The organism is Micromonospora sp. WMMA1947 (assembly GCF_027497355.1).
Taxonomy (GTDB): Bacteria; Actinomycetota; Actinomycetes; order Mycobacteriales; family Micromonosporaceae; genus Micromonospora.
The window spans coordinates 4637320-4653608 of record NZ_CP114909.1 but is presented as its reverse complement, the minus strand read 5'-3'; the positions used below and the strand labels follow the sequence as shown (position 1 = coordinate 4653608).

Genomic DNA, 16289 nt, shown 5'->3' with positions numbered 1-16289 from the left:
CCTTCCTAGAATCCGAGGTACGCGTGCCGGAGCTGGTCGTCGTCGCGCAGCCGGGCGGCCGGCGCGGCCGTCACCACCCGGCCGAGCGACATGACGATGCCCTGGTCGGCGACGGACAGCGCCGAGCGCACGTTCTGCTCGACGAGCAGCACGGTGAGCCCCCGCTCGTCGCGCAGCCGTCGCAGCAGCGCCATGATCTGCGCGGTCACCTTGGGCGCCAGGCCCAGCGACGGCTCGTCGAGCAGCAGCAGGCGGGGCCGGGCGATCAGTGCGCGGCCGATCGCGAGCATCTGCCGTTCCCCGCCGGAGAGCTGGTGCCCGGCGTGGTCGCGGCGGCGGGCCAGCGCGGGGAACAGCTCGTACACCTCGTCCTGCGCGCGCCGGGCGTCGGCCCGGTCGCGCCGCCACAGCCCGCCGAGGCGCAGGTTCTCCGCCACGGTCAGCTCGGTCACCACGCCGCGGCCCTCCGGCACGTGCGCCAGGCCGCGCCGGACCAGGTGTTCGACCCGGACGCCGCGCAGGTCCTCCCCCGCGTACCGGACCCGGCCGCCGGTGGGCCGCAGCAAACCCGAGAGGGTACGCAGCAGCGTGGTCTTCCCCGCGCCGTTGGCACCGAGCACGGCGGTGACGGTGCCGGCCGGGACGGTGAACGCGACGTCGCGCAGCACCGGCACCGGGCCGTAGCCGCAGCTGAGCGCCTCGACCTCGAGCACGGCGGTCACGATGCGCTCCCGGCGGGCTCGGTCGGCTCGGCGGGCACGTCGGCGCCCAGGTACGCCTCGGTGACCCGGGGGTCGTCGCGGATGCTCTCCGGGGACCCGGCGGCGATCACCTTGCCGAAGTCGAGCACCACGAGGTCGTGGCAGACGGACATGACCAGGTCCATGTGGTGCTCGACGAGCAGCACGGCGCAGCCGTCCTCCCGGTCGGGCAGCCCGCGGACCAGGTCGGCCAGCTCGGCCACGTCGTCGGCGCCGAGCCCGCCGGCCGGCTCGTCGAGCAGCAGCAGCCGGGGGCGGGCGATCAGTGCCCGGGCCAGTGCGACCCGCTTGCGGACCGGATAGGGCAGGGTGGCCGGGGCGGCGTCGGCGTACTTCTCGATGCCCAGCTCGGCGAGCAGGTCCATGGCGCGGGCGTGCAGCCGGCGCTCGTCCCGGTCGCTGCGGGGCAGGCCGAACAGCGCGGCGGCGAACCCGGCGCGGGCGGTGTGGGTGGCCCCGGCGACGACGTTCTCCCGCACGGTGAGCCCGCCGAACAGGCCGACGCCCTGGAGCGTGCGGGCGATGCCGAGCCCGGTGAGCTGGTGCGGGCGGGGCCGGAACGGCCGGCCGTCCAGGGTGAGGGAGCCCTCGGTCGGCCGGACGAAGCCGCAGACCACGTTGAACAGCGTGGTCTTGCCGGCGCCGTTGGGCCCGATCACGCCGACCACCCGGCCGGGCGGTACGCGCAGCGAGACGTCGTCGAGGGCGACCAGGCCGCCGAAGCGTACGCCGACGTGGTGCAGCGCCAGGCCCGGTTCGTCGGCGGGGGCGGCCGGTGGGCTCATCGTCACCTCGTGCCGGTCGTGGGAGCACGGGAAAACTAATTACACCGGGAGTGTACTTTTCTCTGCCGCCGCGTCAATGGCCCCGACGATCACGGTTCGCTTACCGGGGTTACCGGCCTCCAACGTGCACTGTCTGTGTGATCATCCCGGCATGCGGTCGCGGGCGTGACGCAGGAACGTCTGCTCCGCCGCGTTGCCGGTACCGGCGATCGCCGCGTCGTACGCGGCCCGGGCCTGCGCCGGACGATCGAGGCGGCGCAGCAGGTCGGCTCGGATCGCGTGCCACACGTGGTAGCCCCCCAGGTCCAGTCGGTCCACTTCGACCAGTCCCGCCTCCGGTCCACGTACCTCGGCCAGCGCGACCGCCCGGTTCAGCGCCACCACCGGCCCGGGCGCGACGGCGGCCAGCTGGTCGTAGAGCGCGAGGATCTGGGCCCAGTCGGTGGCCGCGGCGGTGGGCGCGTCCGCGTGCACCGCGCCGATCGCGGCCTGGATCTGGTACGGGCCGGGCCGGCCCCGCCGCAGGCACCGGCGGACCAGGTCCTGCCCTTCGGCGATCAGCTCCCGGTCCCACCTGCCGCGGTCCTGCTCGGACAGCGACACCGGCACCCCGTCCGGGCCGGTACGGGCGGCGCGGCGGGCCTCGGTGAGCAGCATCAGCGCGAGCAGGCCGAGCGCCTCCGGCTCGTCCGGCATCAGGCTCACCAGCAGCCGGCCCAGCCGGATCGCCTCGGCACCCAGCTCGGCGCGGCCCAGTCGCTCCCCCGCGCTCGCGGTGTGCCCCTCGTTGAAGATCAGGTACACCACGGCGAGGACCCCGCGCAGCCGGTCCGGCAGGTCGGCGTCGCGTGGCACCCGGTACGGGATGCCGGCGTCACGGATCTTCGCCTTGGCCCGGACCAGGCGCTGCGCCATGGTCGGCTCCGGCACCAGGAAGGCCCGCGCGATCTCGGCGGTGCTCAGGCCGCCGAGCAGGCGCAGCGTCAACGCCACCCGGGCGGGCGCGGCGAGCGCCGGGTGGCAGCAGGTGAAGATCAGGCGCAGGCGGTCGTCGGGCACGGGCCCCTCCTCGGCGGGCGGGTCGGCGGCGTGCAGCAGGGCGGCCTCGGCGTGCCGGGCGGCCCGGGTGGCCTCACGGCGCAACCTGTCGATCGCCCGGTTCCGGGCGGTGGTGATGATCCAGCCGGCCGGGCTGGGCGGCGGCCCGTCGGCGGCCCAGCGCGTCACCGCGATCGTGAACGCCTCCTGAACCGCCTCCTCGGCGAGGTCGATGTCGCCGAGGAGACGGACCAGGACGGCTACCGCGCGGCCGTACTCGGCCCGGAAGACCCGTTCGACAGCGGTCATCCCTCGCCCTGGAACGGGCGGACCTCGATCGGCAGCGTGGTGGCCAGCGCGTAGCGGCGGCCCCAGTCCAGCGCCGCGTCCAGGTCGGGCGCCCGGATGATCGTGACGCCGCCCAGGTACTCCTTGCCCTCGGCGAACGGCCCGTCGGTGACCAGCACCTCGTCGCCGGCCGGGCGCAGCACGGTGGCGGTCTGCGGGTCGTGCAGGCCGTTGCCGAACACCCAGCAGCCCGCCTCCCGCAGGTCCCGGCCGATGGCCTCGACCTCGCGCATCACCCCGGCCAGGAACTCCGGGTCCGGGCGGCCCTCGCCGGCCGGCTGGTACATGCTGATCAGGTACTGCTTCATCGGCTTCTCCTCGTCACCGCCGGACGGCCCCGCGCCGTCCTCTCACCCTCCACACGAACGACTGACGCCCGTTTCGACACGCCGGGCCGGGTGAATCCGGCCGGGAGCGGGGTACGCCGTCGCGTGCGCCGCCACCGGGTCGTCGTCGTGGGCGCCGGGTTCTCCGGTCTGGCCTGCGCGCTCGCGCTGGACGCCGCCGGCGCGCAGGTGCGGGTGCTGGAGGCCCGGGACCGGGTGGGCGGCCGGACGCGCAGCCGCCCGCTACCCGGCGGCGGCTGGCTGGATCTCGGCGCGCAGTGGATCGGCCCGACCCAGGACCGGATGTACGCGCTCGTCGCCGCGTACGGCCTGACCACGTTTCCCTCCCCCGCGCACGGCGCGCCGACGCTGCTGCTCGGCGGACGTCCGGCCACCGGCGAGCCGCCGGGGCTGTCCGCGCTGCTGGGCACGCTCGACGAGATGGCGGCCGGGCTCGACCCGGCCGCGCCGTGGCGGGCGGGCGGGGCGGCCCGGTGGGACCGGACCACGTTCGGCGGCTGGCTCGACGCGAGCGGGGCCGAGCCGGTCACCTCCCGCTACGCCGCACGCATGCTCGCCGGTGGACTGCTGGCCGCCTCGGCGGACGAGGTGTCGCTGCTACACATGCTGTTCTACCTGCGCAGCGGCGGCGGCACCCGGTCGCTGCTGCGCATGGCCGGAGGCGCCCAGCAGGACCGGATCGCCGGTGGTCCGGCCGCGCTGGCCGAGCGGATGGCCGCCGCGCTGCCGTCGGGGAGCCTGTGCCTGCGCACCCCGGTGGACGGCGTCGCGCAGGACCGCGACGGCGTGCGGCTCCGCGCCGGCGGCGAGACGTACCGCGGCGACGCCGTGGTGGTCGCGCTGGCACCGGCGCTGGCCGGGCGCATCCGGTACGACCCGCCGCTGCCCCCGCTGCGCGACGGGCTGACCCAGCGGACGCCGATGGGCGTGGCGCTCAAGGTCCACGCGCTCTACCCGGAACCGTTCTGGCGCGCCGACGGCCGCTCCGGGGTGTCCAGCACCGACACCGGGCCGCTCACCGAGACGGTGGACAACTCGCTGCCGGGCGTGCCGGGCGGGGTGCTCACCGCGTTCAGCTACGGCGCGCAGGCCCGGGCGTTGCGCCGGCTGCCGGAGGACGCGCGCCGGGACGCGCTGCGCGAGGCGCTCGCCGCGATCTTCGGCCCGGCCGCCGCGCACCCCGACGACCTCGTCGAGTACGACTGGTCGGCCGACGAGTGGACGCGCGGCTGCTTCTGCGGCGTCCTGCCGCCCGGCGCGTGGTGCGCGTACGGCCCGGAACTGCGGACGCCGGTGGGCCGGCTGCACTGGGCCGGCACCGAGACCGCGACCCGGTGGAGCGGCTACCTGGAGGGCGCGGTGACCGCCGGCGAGCGCGCCGCCGCCGAGGTGCTCGCCCAGCTCGGCTGAGCACCTGATCCAGTGAGATTCTTCGATGCAGTCTATTGAAAAGTTTCTCCGCCCTGTGCCCTAATGACGACAGTTCCTTTCGTCATACTCCCGCCGCCGGAGCGCGGCAACCCCCAGGGAGGACAGATGCACAGGTCGATCCGATCGGCGCTGCGCGCGGCCGGAGCCGCGCTGCTCGCCACCGTCACCGTCGCCGCGGCGACCCTGTCCGGGACGGCTCCCGCCTCCGCCGCCCCGGCCGGACTGCCCGGCATGGACGTCTCCAGCTACCAGGGCAACGTGAACTGGTCCGGCGCGTGGGCCAACGGCGCCCGGTTCGCCTACGTCAAGGCGACCGAGGGCACGTACTACACCAACCCGTACTTCGCCCAGCAGTACAACGGCTCGTACAACGTCGGGATGATCCGCGGCTCGTACCACTTCGCCCGCCCCGACACGACCAGCGGCGCCGTCCAGGCCAACTACTTCGTCGACCACGGCGGCGGCTGGTCCAAGGACGGGCGGACGCTGCCCGGCGCGCTGGACATCGAGTACAACCCGTACGGCGCGACCTGCTACGGGCTGAGCCAGGCGTCGATGCGCAGCTGGATCGCCTCGTTCGTCAACCAGTACTACGCTCGCACCGGCCGGTGGGCCACCATCTACACCACCACCGACTGGTGGAGCACCTGCACCGGCAACACCGCACAGTTCGCCGCGAACAACCCGCTGTGGATCGCCCGCTATTCGAGCAGCGTCGGCACGCTGCCTGCGGGCTGGGGCACGTACTCGTTCTGGCAGTGGTCCTCCTCCGGCGTCTTCCCCGGTGACCAGAACGTGTGGAACGGCTCGCTCGACCGGCTGCGCGTCCTGGCCTGCAACGGACCCTGCTGACCCCGGCCCGGGCGTGGCGGGCGGTGCCGGTCCCGCCACGCCCGGCCGCCTCTCTTTCCCGAGGAGCTGCGATGTCTGTTCCTGTCCCCCGGCGTACTATGCTGCGCGGCGCGGTCCTGCTCGGCGCCGCCGCCGGCGTCGGCGCGCTGACCCAGATCGGCTCCGACCCCGGCGCGCGGGCCGCCGCCACCCGTGTCGATCAGCCGACCATCGCCAACTGCGCGACCTGGGGCGCCCGCCCGCCCTCGTCGCCGGTGAGCGTGGTGGCCAGCCGCCCCAACAAGATCATCGTGCACCACACGGCGTTCCCGAACACGACCGACTACAGCCTCGCCCAGGCGTACCGCAACTCCCGCGACATCCAGAACCTGCACATGGACGGCAACGGCTGGCTCGACTCCGGGCAGCACTTCACCAACAGCCGGGGCGGCTACCTGACCGAGGGCCGGCACGGCAGCCTCTACGCGCTGCTGCACGGCCAGACCATGGTGCAGGGCGCGCACTGCGTCGGGCAGAACAGCCAGGCCATCGGCATCGAGAACGACGGCATCTACGTGGACGTGCAGCCGCCGCAGGCGCTCTGGAACAGCCTGGTGACCTTCTGCGCGTTCACCTGCCAGCAGTACGGCATCGCGCCCACCGAGATCTACGGGCACAAGGACTTCAACAACACGCAGTGCCCGGGGCTGCTGCACGACCGCCTGCCCGAGCTGCGCCGTACCGTCGCCGCCCGCCTGGGCGGCTGACAAACGGGGGTACGCGGGGCGCCCGGGTGCGACGGGCGCCCCGCGTACGTCAGTGCTGGCTTATATAAGTCCGGTCTGATACAAAGGTGTGGTGCACGCCTTCGACGTCCTCGGCGACCCGGTCCGCCGCCGGATCCTGGAACTGCTCGCCGACGGCGAGCAACCGGCCGGCGTGCTCGGCGAGACCGTGCGCCGCGAGTTCGGCATCAGCCAGCCGGCCGTCTCCCAGCACCTCAAGGTGCTGCGCGAGCACGGCTTCACCACCGTGCGCGCCGAGGGCACCCGCCGCCTCTACGCCGTGGACCCCGCCCCGCTGCGCGACATCGACGCGTGGCTGGACGGGTTCCGCCGCTTCTGGACCCCGCCCCTGGCGGCGCTCGCCACCGAACTGGCCCGGGGCCGCCGCGAACGACGGCTGCGCGAGAACACCACAGACGACGAGAGGACCGAACCGTGATCGACGTGACCGGACAGATCAGCGCCGTCGAGCGCCGCATCGGCGACCGTACGCTGCCCGCCGGGCAGGCGCGGGTGCTCACCATCGCCCAGACGTACGACGCGCCCGTCGCCGACGTCTTCGACGCCTGCACCAACCCGGAACGGATACCCCGCTGGTTCCTGCCGGTCTCCGGTGACCTGAGGCTCGGCGGCCGGTACCAACTGGAGGGCAACGCCGGCGGCACCGTCGAACGCTGCGACCCGCCGCACGGCTTCGCCGCCACCTGGGAGTTCGGCGACGAGGTGAGCTGGATCGAGGTGCGGCTGCGCGAGGCCGGTCCGGGGCGTACCCGCTTCGAGCTGGAACATGTCGCGCACGTCGACGACCAGCGGTGGGCCGAGTACGGCCCGGGCGCTGTCGGCATCGGCTGGGACCTGGCCCTGGTCGGGCTGACCTCCCACTTCGCCGCCGCCGGCGAGGGCGTCGACCCGGCCGCCGCAGCCGACTGGATGGCTTCGGACGAGGGCCGTCGTTTCGTCACCGAGTCCAGCGGGAGCTGGACCGAGGCAAGCATGGCCGCCGGCACTCCCGCCGAGGAGGCGCACGCCGCAGGCGCCCGCGTACAGGCTTTCTACACCGGCTCCCCCACGCCCTGACCCCGCCCTGCCGCCCCCGCCCCTCCTCGCCGATCTTGCAGTTCGGGCCCCTGCGATGGCCGTTTTCACCCGGATTGCGGGGCACCAAAGTGCAAGATCAACAAGGGGCGGGGTGTCCCATGACACGCTTGACCGGCCGCCCTGGCGGCTCCCCGCCGGGCTCTTTGAGATCTTGGTAGCAAAGGGCCCTCATAGGGGCCTGTTGCTACCAAGATCTCCCTCGGTCCCGGGATGCGGAACGCGCTTCCTTCAACGTGGGATACCGCCCCTGCGCGGCGGGCAGGAGACGGGCTTCGGGCAACGTCGGTGACGAGAGGCGGCAGAGTGGCGCGTTGTCGGGGGCGCAGGTGCCTTGTCCGGGGCGAAAAGTGGCGGTGGGATGTCGGTGGGGTGGGGCAGACTGCGGGGCATGTCGATCCGTACCGTCGCCGACCTGACTGCCGCCCTCCAGGCCGGTCAGACGTTCACGTACCTGCACTTCTGGGGGCACCGGCCACGGCGTGACGGCAGCGTCGGCGCGAGTTGCCTGAGCCAGTGGTGGCCATCTGCGTTCACGGTGGACGGACGCGAGTTCGCCACCGCCGAGCACTGGATGATGTGGCACAAGGCCACCCTCTTCGGCGACCACGCGATCGCCGAGCGGGTGCTGGCCGCCGGGCATCCGCACCGGGCCAAGGCGCTCGGCCGGCAGGTCCGCGACTTCGACGAGGCGACCTGGGTGGCCCGCCGCTACGAGGTCGTGGTGGCCAGCAGCGTCGCCAAGTTCTCGCAGGACGAGGCGTTGCGGCGGTTCCTGCTCGGCACCGGCGACCGGGTGCTGGTGGAGGCCAGCCCGACCGACCGGGTCTGGGGCATCGGCCTGACCGCCGACGACCCGCGCGCCGCCGACCCGGCGACCTGGCGGGGCGGCAACCTGCTCGGGTTCGCCCTGATGGAGGCCCGCGCCCGGCTCGCCGGCCCGAGGGGGTGACGCCTGGATCGCGCCGGCGATGCGGGTAACGTGCTGCGGCGTGACCGCGTACTCGCACTGCTCGTTCTGCGGCGCGGCCTACCCGGCGGGTGCCGGGTGGCCGCGCGTCTGCTCCTCCTGCGGCGAGACGGTGTGGCGCAATCCGTTGCCGGTGGCGGTGGCGGTGCTGCCGGTCCGTACGCCCCAGGGTGTCGGCGTGGTGGTCGTGCGCCGCGACATCGAACCGGCTCGGGGGCAGCTCGCGTTGCCGGGCGGCTTCATCGAGTACGGCGAGGAGTGGTCCGAGGCGCTCGTGCGGGAGCTGCGCGAGGAGACCGGGCTGCTGGCGGAGGCCGGGGAGGCGCGGCTGTTCGCGGTGCACGGCGCCCCGGCGGGCGGCACCATGATGGTCTTCGGCGTGCTGCCCGAGCGGCCGGTCGGTGACCTGCCGCCGTCGGCGCCGACCGAGGAGGCCACCGAGTGGCTGGTGCTCACCGATCCGGTCGAGCTGGCCTTCTCCACCCACACCCGGGTGCTCGCCGACTTCCTCGCCGGTCAACGCCCGCTCTGACGGAGGCGACCCGGGCAGCGCTCGACCCTGACCGAGCCGACCCGGGCAGCGACCGACCCTGACCGCGACCGATCCGGCAGCGCCGGACGGCCCGGCACGCCCGGCCCGGTAAAGGGCGCGGCGCGGTCAGCCGCGGGCCGGGACGGGCTGGGGTGAGAACGGCACGGCGGCCGGTGCCTCGACTACGGGCTCACCCGCCGGGTGCCGCCACAGCCCGCGCCGCCGCAGGATCGGCAGGACGCCCTCGCCGAACCAGTACGCCTCCTCCAGGTGCGGGTGGCCGGAGAGGATGAACTCGTCCAGGCCGAGCGCGTGGTACTCGGCGATCCGGTCGGCGACCTCGGTGTGGCTGCCCACGAGTGCGGTGCCCGCGCCGCCGCGTACCAGCCCGAATCCGGCCCACAGGTTCGGTGAGACCTCCAGCCCGTCGCGGGAGCCGCCGTGCAGGTCGAGCATCCGCCGCTGCCCCTCGGACTCGCTGCGCCGCAGCCCGTCCTGCACCGCGCGTACGTCGGCCTCGGGGATGCCGTCGAGCAGCTTGCGGGCCTGGGCCCACGCCTCCTCGGCGGTGTCGCGGCTGATCACGTGCAGCCGGATGCCGTAGCGCAGTTCGCGACCGGCCTCGGCGGCGAGCCCGCGGATCCAGTCCAGCTTGCCGGCCACCTGCGCGGGCGGCTCGCCCCAGGTCAGGTACACGTCGCTGTGCCGGACCGCCACCGGACCGGCCGCGCCGGAGGACCCGCCGAAGTAGACGGGCGGCACCGGGTCGGGCACCCGGCTGAGCCGGGCGCCCTCGACCCGCACGTGGGCGCCGTCGTGGTCGACCGTCTCGCCGCGCCACAGCGCCCGCACCACGTGCAGGAACTCGTCGGTACGCGCGTAGCGGGCGTCCTTGTCCAGGAAGTCGCCGTACGCCCGCTGCTCGGCGGACTCGCCGCCGGTGACCACGTTGAGCAGCAGCCGCCCGCCGGACAGGCGCTGGAACGTGGACGCCATCTGCGCGGCGAGGGTGGGTGAGAGCAGGCCGGGCCGGAACGCGACGAGGAACTTCAGCCGCTCGGTCACCTCGGTGAGCATGGCGGTGGTCAGCCAGGCGTCCTCGCACCAGGCGCCGGTGGGGGTGAGCGCACCGGCGAAGCCGAGCTGCTCGGCGGTGCGGGCGATCTGTCCCAGGTACGCGACGCTCGCGGGCCGGGCGCCACCGGCGGTGCCGACCGGTACGCCGTGGCCGCCGCCCACGATGTCCCGGCTGTCGCCGTAGGTCGGCAGGAACCAGTGGAAGGTGAGCGACATCGTGTACCTCCGGTGCGGGATGGGACGGGTCGCCTCCTGAGTGGTGGGACGACCACGCCGACACCCTACCCATAAAACCTATCGGGTTGGTAGGTTGCTGTCGCCCGCCGACGGCCGGGCCCATCCCTCCCCGAGGAGTCGCCATGCGTACCCCCAGATCGCGCCGCCGGCCGCTGGCCGCGCTGCTCACCACCCTCGCGCTGCTCGCCGCGACGGCGCTGACGGCCTGCGGCGGCGAGGCGGCCGACGCCAGCGGCGGCGACGGCCCGCTGCGGATCGGCTACCAGCGCTTCGGCGGGCTCAGCCTGGTCAAGGCACGCGGCGACGCGAAGAACGTCACCTGGTCGCTGTTCGAGAGCGGCCCGGCGCTGACCGAGGCGCTCAAGGCCGGCTCGATCGACATCGGTCAGGTCGGCGAGGCGCCGCCGGTGTTCGCCGCCGCCGGGAAGATCCCGTTCTCCGTGATCGGCACGTCGGCGCCGATTCCGCAGGGCGAGGCGGTGCTGGTCAAGGCGGACAGCCCGTATCGTGGATTTGCCGACCTGCGCGGGAAGACGGTCGCGCTGAACAAGGGCTCCAACGTGCACTGGCTGCTGGTGAAGCTGCTGGAGGCCAACAGGATGACGCTCGCCGACATCAACGTGAAGTACCTCAAGCCCGCCGAGGGGCGGCCCGCGTTCGACAACGGGCAGGTCGACGCGTGGATCATCTGGGATCCCTACTTCGCGCTGGCCGAACAGCCGGGCGTACGGGTACTGGCCGACGCCACCGGCCTGGCCGGCAACCGCGAGTACGTGCTGGCCGCCCCGGACGCGGTCAAGAACCGCACCGACGACGTACGGGCGTTCCTGAACACGTACCGGCAGACCACCGACTGGGGCATCGCCAACCCGGCCGAGCGGGCCGCCGTCCTCGCACCAGAGCTGAAGATCCCGCTCGACGTGACCACCCGCGCGCTGAACCGCAGCGCCAAGCCGCTCGCCCCGGTCACCCCGGAGATCGGCGCCGAGCTGCAGGCCATCGCGGACAGTTTCGTGGAGCTGAAGCTCGTACCCGGACCAGTCGACATCGCCGGGCGGGTGGACGGCCGGTTCAACGAGGCGTTCCAGTGAGCGGTCCGGCGCTGGCCGAGGCCGCCCCCGCGGTCGTACCCGATCGGGCGACGCCGCGGCGGTCGCGGGCCCGCGCCTCGCGGCGGTGGCGGCGCGCGGTGAGCCCGGTCGTGCTGGTGCTGGGGTGGGAGGTCGCCGCGCGGACCGGGCTGCTCGCCCCGGAGAAGCTGCCCGCGCCCAGCGCGGTGCTGGCGACCGGGTGGCGGCTGGCGCGCGACGGCACGCTCGGCGTGCACCTGCTCGACTCCCTCACCCGCGCCGCGCTCGGCCTGCTCATCGGCGGCGGCCTGGCGCTGGTGCTCGGCGCGGCGGCCGGGCTGCTGCGCCTCGGTGACGACATGGTCGACCCGCCGGTGCAGATGGCCCGGATGCTGCCGCACCTGGGCCTGGTCCCGCTGCTGATCATCTGGGTCGGCATCGGCGAGTCGCTGAAGGTCACGCTGGTCGCGCTCGGCGCGTTCTTCCCGATCTACTTCAACACGTACGCCGGCATCCGCGACATCGACGAACGCCTGGTGGAGGCGGCGCGCACCTGTGGTCTCGGCGCGGCGGCCCGGCTGCGGCACGTGGTGCTGCCCGGCGCGCTGCCCGCGCTGTTCCTCGGGCTGCGGCTGGCCATCGGCGCGGCCTGGCTCAGCCTGGTCGTCGGCGAGCAGGTGAACGCGCAGACCGGCGTCGGCTTCCTGATGATGGAGGCGCGCGAGTTCAGCCAGACCGACGTGGTGGTGCTCGGCCTGCTCATCTACGCGTTGCTGGGGCTGGCCTCCGACCTGCTCATCCGATACGCGGAGAGGAGGACGCTGGCGTGGCGACGCGGACTGCGGGCGACCTGACCGGGCCGGTGCTCACCGCACGCGCGGTGACCCGCTCCTTCGGCCCGGCGGTGGTGCTCGCCGGGGTAGACCTGACCATCGCCGCCGGGGAGACGGTGGCGCTGCTCGGCGGCAGCGGCTCCGGCAAGAGCACGCTGCTACGGGTGCTCGCCGGGCTCGACGGCGACGCCGGTGGCGAGTACGCGGTGCACGGCACGGCGGCCGTGGTCTTCCAGGAGCACCGGCTGCTGCCGTGGAAGCGGGTGGCGGACAACGTGGCGCTCGGCCTGGCCGGGCCGGACGTGACCGGCCGGGTCGGCCGCGCGCTGGCCGAGGTCGGGCTCGCCGACCGGGGCCGGGCCTGGCCGGCCGAGCTGTCCGGCGGGCAGGCGCAGCGCGTCGCGGTGGCCCGCGCGCTGGTCCGCGAACCGGACCTGCTGCTGCTGGACGAGCCGTTCGGCGCGCTCGACGCGCTGACCCGGTTGCGCATGCAGGGGCTGCTGCGGCGGCTGCGCGCCCAGCACGGCTTCGCCGCGCTGCTCGTCACCCACGACGTGGAGGAGGCGCTGCTGCTCGCCGACCGCGTCCTGCTCCTCGACGACGGCGTGATCGCCGAGGAGGTGCCGGTACGCCTCGGCCCGTCCCCGAGCCCCGACGACCCGGCCCTCGGCGCGTTGCGCCGCCACCTGCTCGACCGCCTCGGCGTACCCGCCGGCTGAGAACGAGGGAGAACAGATGACCCGCTGGACACCCGACCCGACCTTCTACCCCTCCCCCGCGCTCGCCGCCGCCGCGCCGGCCGAGAAGCTCGCGTACGTCGCCGCGTTCGACCGCGCCGGACAGCGCCCCGACGCCATCGCGGTGCTCGACACCGACCCGGACTCCGACTCGTACGGCCGGGTGGTGGGCTGGACCGAGCTGCCGAACACCGGCGACGAACTGCACCACTTCGGGTGGAACGCGTGCAGCAGCGCGCTCTGCCCGACCGCGCCGCACCCGCACGTGGAACGCCGCTACCTGATCGTGCCGGGCCTGCGCTCGTCCCGGATCCACGTGCTGGACACCAAGCCCGACCCGCGCCGGCCGAACCTGGTCAAGGTGATCGAGGCGAAGGAGCTGGGTGAGCGCGCCGGGTACTCCCGCCCGCACACCGTGCACTGCGGGCCGGACGGCATCTACGTCTCCGCGCTCGGCGGCGCCGACGGGCAGGAGGGGCCGGGCGGCATCGCCGTGCTCGACCACACCACGTTCGAGGTACGCGGCGCGTGGGAGGCCGACCGGGGGCCGCAGTTCCTGGCGTACGACTTCTGGTGGCACTACACGCAGGACGTGCTGGTCACCAGCGAGTGGGGCACGCCGTCGATGATCGAGGACGGCATCATCGGTGAGCTGCTGCTGGGGCGCCGGTACGGGCACGCGATCCACTTCTGGGACCTGGCGAGGCGCCGGCACGTGCAGCGCGTCGACCTCGGCGAGCAGTACCAGATGCCGCTGGAGCTGCGCCCCGCGCACGACCCGACGAAGTCGTACGGCTTCGTCGGCGTGGTGATCAGCGTCGAGGACCTGTCCGCCTCGATCTGGCTGTGGCACCGCGACGGCGGCACCTGGGCTGTCACCAAGGTGATCGACATCCCGGCCGAACCGGCCGACCCGGACGACCTGCCGGACCTGCTCAAACCGTTCGGGGCGGTACCGCCGCTGGTCACCGACATCGACCTGTCGGTGGACGACAGGTTCCTGCACGTCTCCTGCTGGGGCACCGGCGAACTGATCCGCTACGACGTCAGCGACCCGTTCCACCCGGTACGCGCCGGCTCGGTGCGCCTGGGCGGCATCGTCAACCGCACCCCGCACCCGGCGTACCCGGACGAGCCACTGGCCGGCGGCCCGCAGATGGTCGAGATCAGCCGCGACGGCCGGCGCGTCTACGTCAGCAACTCCCTCTACGGCGCCTGGGACGACCAGTTCTACCCCGACGGCGTGGGCGCCTGGGTGGCGAAGCTGGACGTCGACCCGGACAGCGGCGGCCTCGTACCGGACCCGCGGTTCTTCCCGCGCGGCGAGGAGTTCCGCGGCCTGCGCGTGCACCAGACCCGGTTGCAGGGCGGCGACGCCTCGTCCGACTCGTACTGCTTCCCGTGACCGGCGCGACCTGGGCGGCGCTGGCCGGCCTCGGCGCGTTCCACGGCCTGAACCCGGCGATGGGGTGGCTGTTCGCGGTGGCCCGGGGCCTGCAGGAGCGCCGCCGGGCGGCGCTGCTGGCGGCCCTGCCGCCGATCGCCGCCGGTCACCTGGCGTCGGTGGCGGTGGTCGCCGCGCTGGTGAGCGCCACCCGGTCGGTCACCGCGAGCACCCTGGTCGCGGTGACCGGCGGGGTGCTGCTGGTCGGGTTCGGGCTGTGGCGGCTGCTGTCCGAGCGGCACTTCCGGTGGGCCGGGATGCGGCTGTCGGCGGCGCAGCTCACCGCCTGGTCGTTCCTGATGTCGGCGGCGCACGGCGCGGGCCTGATGCTGCTGCCGGTGCTGCTCGCCGAACCGGCGGCCGGCGGAGGCCCGCACGCCGGGCACCTCGCCGCCGCGCCGGCCGGGGCGCTGACCGGCCTGCTCGCCGCGGCCGTGCACACCGCCGCCATGCTCGGCGTCGCGCTGGCCGTGGCCGTGGCTGTGTACGAGGTGCTCGGCGTCGGTGTGCTGCGCCGCGCCTGGTTCAACGTCGACCGGCTCTGGGCCGGGGTGCTCGTGGCGGCCGGTGTGGTGACGCTGATCGGTGCGGCGTGACGTTGCCGCCCACCTGGGATGGATCGATGAGAAGTCCTACTGGTTGAATAGGAAAGGCAGCGTCGCCCACCCCGGAGGTCAGCCGTGACTCAGTCCCCGTCCCCCGCCGAAGCCGTCCACGACGCCGACCGGAGCCGGCAGTGGCTCGCCGGGCAGGCGCACGGGCCGGGCGTCGACCGCGAGCGGCTGCTGGAGGTGGGCGCGGCGATGGCCGCGGTGACCGCCGCCGCCGCGGAGCGCGAGCCGGTCGCGGTGGCACCCGCGCCGGTCGGCGTCGACCCCGGCGCGCCGATCGTCAAGCCGCTGCCGCCGGAGCTGCTGCGCCCGCTGGACACCAACGCCGAGATGCGCTGGCCGTCGATGGCCGGCCAGGGGTACGTGGTCCCGACCGACCGCTTCTTCGTCCGCAACCACACGGTCACCCCGCACCTGGACGCGGCCACCTGGCGGCTGCGCCTGTTCGGCGACGGCCTGCGCGGCGCGCCGACCCGCGACAATCCGGTCGAGTTCGACCTCGACGAGCTGCGCCGGCTGCCCGCCGAGGAGCACGCGGCGCTGCTGGAGTGCGCCGGCAACGGGCGCCGCTACTTCGCCGAGCAGCAGGACGAGCCCACCCCGGGCGTAGCGTGGGGACTCGGCAGCGTCGGCGTCGCCCGGTGGCGGGGCGTGCGGCTCGGCACGGTGCTGCGCCTGGCCGGGCTGCGCGACGAGGCGGTCGACGTGATGCCCGAGGGCCTCGACCCGGACTACGTCTCCGGCGGGGTCAACCTCGGCCGGGTACGCCGTCCGATGCCGGTCGCCAAGGCGCTCGACGACGTGCTGCTGGCGTACGAGATGAACGGCGAGCCGCTCCCAGCCGACCACGGCTTCCCGGTGCGGGTCGTGGTGCCCGGCTGGGTCGGCATCTCCTCGATCAAGTGGGTGGGCGCGATCGAGGTCTCCACCACGCCGCTGTTCTCGCCGTGGAACACCCAGTTCTACCGGATGTTCGGCCCCGGCCACCCGGCCGACGGCACCGTGCTCACCGCCCAGCCGGTGCGCAGCGCGTTCGAGCTGCCCTGGGACGCGCGGGTGCCGGCCGGCGAGGAGGTGCTGCTGACCGGTCGTTCCTGGTCCGGCAACGGCCCGATCGCGCACGTCGAGGTGGACACCGGCGACGGATGGCGCCCGGCCGACCTGGTCGCCGCCGACCGGGGCGGCGCCTGGCAGCGCTGGACCGTCCGCTGGTGCCCGGCGACCGCCGGGCGGCACGTCCTGCGCGCCCGCGCCACCGACAGCACCGGCGCCGTCCAGCCCGACCGGGCCGCGCCGAACGACCTCGCGTACCTGTTCGACGCCGTGGTCGCCCACCCGGTGACCGCCTGCTGACCGC

Annotated in this window: 18 protein-coding genes; 13 read left to right on the top strand and 5 right to left on the bottom strand. The window is 74.2% G+C overall.

The genetic code is table 11. From position 1 onward, the window contains the following. Positions 1–5 precede the first annotated feature (5 nt). The 4 genes from O7604_RS21935 to O7604_RS21920 form a co-directional block, all read right to left on the bottom strand. Positions 6–722, bottom strand: coding sequence for an ABC transporter ATP-binding protein (locus O7604_RS21935; RefSeq protein ID WP_281577602.1), 717 nt, complete (start codon positions 720–722; stop codon positions 6–8). Then, the gene (locus tag O7604_RS21930; protein WP_269705637.1) at positions 719–1546 is read right to left on the bottom strand and encodes an ABC transporter ATP-binding protein; all 828 of its coding nucleotides are present in this window, start codon (positions 1544–1546) and stop codon (positions 719–721) included. The genes O7604_RS21935 and O7604_RS21930 overlap by 4 nt, the downstream gene beginning before the upstream one ends. A gap of 141 nt (positions 1547–1687) precedes the next feature. Beyond that, positions 1688–2893, bottom strand: coding sequence for an RNA polymerase sigma factor (locus O7604_RS21925; RefSeq protein WP_281577601.1), 1206 nt, complete (start codon positions 2891–2893; stop codon positions 1688–1690). Beyond that, positions 2890–3240: a YciI family protein gene (locus O7604_RS21920; protein WP_013286726.1), complete on the bottom strand. Its 351-nt coding sequence runs from the start codon at positions 3238–3240 to the stop codon at positions 2890–2892. The genes O7604_RS21925 and O7604_RS21920 overlap by 4 nt, the downstream gene beginning before the upstream one ends. A gap of 90 nt (positions 3241–3330) precedes the next feature. Between O7604_RS21920 and O7604_RS21915 the strand changes: the two genes are divergently transcribed. The 7 genes from O7604_RS21915 (at position 3331) to O7604_RS21885 (ending at position 8923) form a co-directional block, all read left to right on the top strand. Further along, a complete protein-coding gene (locus O7604_RS21915) occupies positions 3331–4689 on the top strand; it encodes an NAD(P)/FAD-dependent oxidoreductase (protein WP_281577600.1) in 1359 nt (452 codons plus the stop codon). Between the two features lie 126 nt (positions 4690–4815). Continuing rightward, positions 4816–5562, top strand: coding sequence for a lysozyme (locus O7604_RS21910; protein ID WP_269705634.1), 747 nt, complete (start codon positions 4816–4818; stop codon positions 5560–5562). Between the two features lie 98 nt (positions 5563–5660). Further along, positions 5661–6308: a peptidoglycan recognition family protein gene (locus O7604_RS21905; protein WP_281577599.1), complete on the top strand. Its 648-nt coding sequence runs from the start codon at positions 5661–5663 to the stop codon at positions 6306–6308. A 91-nt stretch (positions 6309–6399) separates the two neighbouring features. Beyond that, the gene (locus tag O7604_RS21900; RefSeq protein ID WP_269705632.1) at positions 6400–6765 is read left to right on the top strand and encodes a metalloregulator ArsR/SmtB family transcription factor; all 366 of its coding nucleotides are present in this window, start codon (positions 6400–6402) and stop codon (positions 6763–6765) included. Continuing rightward, positions 6762–7403: an SRPBCC family protein gene (locus tag O7604_RS21895; protein WP_281577598.1), complete on the top strand. Its 642-nt coding sequence runs from the start codon at positions 6762–6764 to the stop codon at positions 7401–7403. Before O7604_RS21900 ends, O7604_RS21895 begins: the two co-directional genes overlap by 4 nt. 409 nt (positions 7404–7812) lie before the next feature. Beyond that, on the top strand, positions 7813–8373 hold the full coding sequence (locus O7604_RS21890; protein WP_281577597.1) for an NADAR family protein: 561 nt from the start codon (positions 7813–7815) through the stop codon (positions 8371–8373). 40 nt (positions 8374–8413) lie between these two features. Next, positions 8414–8923 carry an NUDIX domain-containing protein gene (locus tag O7604_RS21885; RefSeq protein WP_269705629.1) on the top strand — a complete coding sequence of 170 codons (510 nt, stop codon included), beginning with the start codon at positions 8414–8416 and terminating at the stop codon, positions 8921–8923. A 126-nt stretch (positions 8924–9049) separates the two neighbouring features. Here the strand turns inward: O7604_RS21885 and O7604_RS21880 are convergent, their stop codons facing one another. Beyond that, positions 9050–10216 carry an LLM class flavin-dependent oxidoreductase gene (locus tag O7604_RS21880; RefSeq protein ID WP_281577596.1) on the bottom strand — a complete coding sequence of 389 codons (1167 nt, stop codon included), beginning with the start codon at positions 10214–10216 and terminating at the stop codon, positions 9050–9052. A gap of 143 nt (positions 10217–10359) precedes the next feature. On the opposite strand from O7604_RS21880, the gene O7604_RS21875 reads away from it, so the two are divergent. The 6 genes from O7604_RS21875 (at position 10360) to O7604_RS21850 (ending at position 16285) form a co-directional block, all read left to right on the top strand. Then, a complete protein-coding gene (locus tag O7604_RS21875; RefSeq protein WP_281577595.1) occupies positions 10360–11328 on the top strand; it encodes a sulfonate ABC transporter substrate-binding protein in 969 nt (322 codons plus the stop codon). Then, a complete protein-coding gene (locus tag O7604_RS21870) occupies positions 11325–12161 on the top strand; it encodes an ABC transporter permease (RefSeq protein ID WP_281577594.1) in 837 nt (278 codons plus the stop codon). Before O7604_RS21875 ends, O7604_RS21870 begins: the two co-directional genes overlap by 4 nt. Continuing rightward, complete coding sequence (locus O7604_RS21865; RefSeq protein ID WP_281577593.1) at positions 12134–12859, top strand: ABC transporter ATP-binding protein; 726 nt, start codon at positions 12134–12136, stop codon at positions 12857–12859. The genes O7604_RS21870 and O7604_RS21865 overlap by 28 nt, the downstream gene beginning before the upstream one ends. Before the next feature lie 16 nt (positions 12860–12875). Beyond that, the gene (locus O7604_RS21860; protein WP_281577592.1) at positions 12876–14282 is read left to right on the top strand and encodes a selenium-binding protein SBP56-related protein; all 1407 of its coding nucleotides are present in this window, start codon (positions 12876–12878) and stop codon (positions 14280–14282) included. Beyond that, positions 14279–14917 (top strand): hypothetical protein, encoded by a 639-nt coding sequence (locus O7604_RS21855; RefSeq protein WP_269705622.1) that lies wholly within the window; start codon positions 14279–14281, stop codon positions 14915–14917. The genes O7604_RS21860 and O7604_RS21855 overlap by 4 nt, the downstream gene beginning before the upstream one ends. Positions 14918–15001: 84 nt before the next feature. Next, positions 15002–16285: a sulfite oxidase gene (locus tag O7604_RS21850; protein WP_269705621.1), complete on the top strand. Its 1284-nt coding sequence runs from the start codon at positions 15002–15004 to the stop codon at positions 16283–16285. Positions 16286–16289: the final 4 nt, after the last annotated feature.

Excerpts from the sequence above, each read along its gene's own strand:
- O7604_RS21860 (WP_281577592.1), top strand. The coding sequence starts at position 12,876 with ATGACCCGCTGGACACCCGACCCGACCTTCTACCCCTCCCCCGCGCTC.
- O7604_RS21925 (WP_281577601.1), bottom strand. The coding sequence starts at position 2,893 with ATGACCGCTGTCGAACGGGTCTTCCGGGCCGAGTACGGCCGCGCGGTA.
- O7604_RS21905 (WP_281577599.1), top strand. The coding sequence starts at position 5,661 with ATGCTGCGCGGCGCGGTCCTGCTCGGCGCCGCCGCCGGCGTCGGCGCG.
- O7604_RS21890 (WP_281577597.1), top strand. The coding sequence starts at position 7,813 with ATGTCGATCCGTACCGTCGCCGACCTGACTGCCGCCCTCCAGGCCGGT.
- O7604_RS21930 (WP_269705637.1), bottom strand. The coding sequence starts at position 1,546 with ATGAGCCCACCGGCCGCCCCCGCCGACGAACCGGGCCTGGCGCTGCAC.
- O7604_RS21880 (WP_281577596.1), bottom strand. The coding sequence starts at position 10,216 with ATGTCGCTCACCTTCCACTGGTTCCTGCCGACCTACGGCGACAGCCGG.
- O7604_RS21875 (WP_281577595.1), top strand. The coding sequence starts at position 10,360 with ATGCGTACCCCCAGATCGCGCCGCCGGCCGCTGGCCGCGCTGCTCACC.
- O7604_RS21920 (WP_013286726.1), bottom strand. The coding sequence starts at position 3,240 with ATGAAGCAGTACCTGATCAGCATGTACCAGCCGGCCGGCGAGGGCCGC.
- O7604_RS21910 (WP_269705634.1), top strand. The coding sequence starts at position 4,816 with ATGCACAGGTCGATCCGATCGGCGCTGCGCGCGGCCGGAGCCGCGCTG.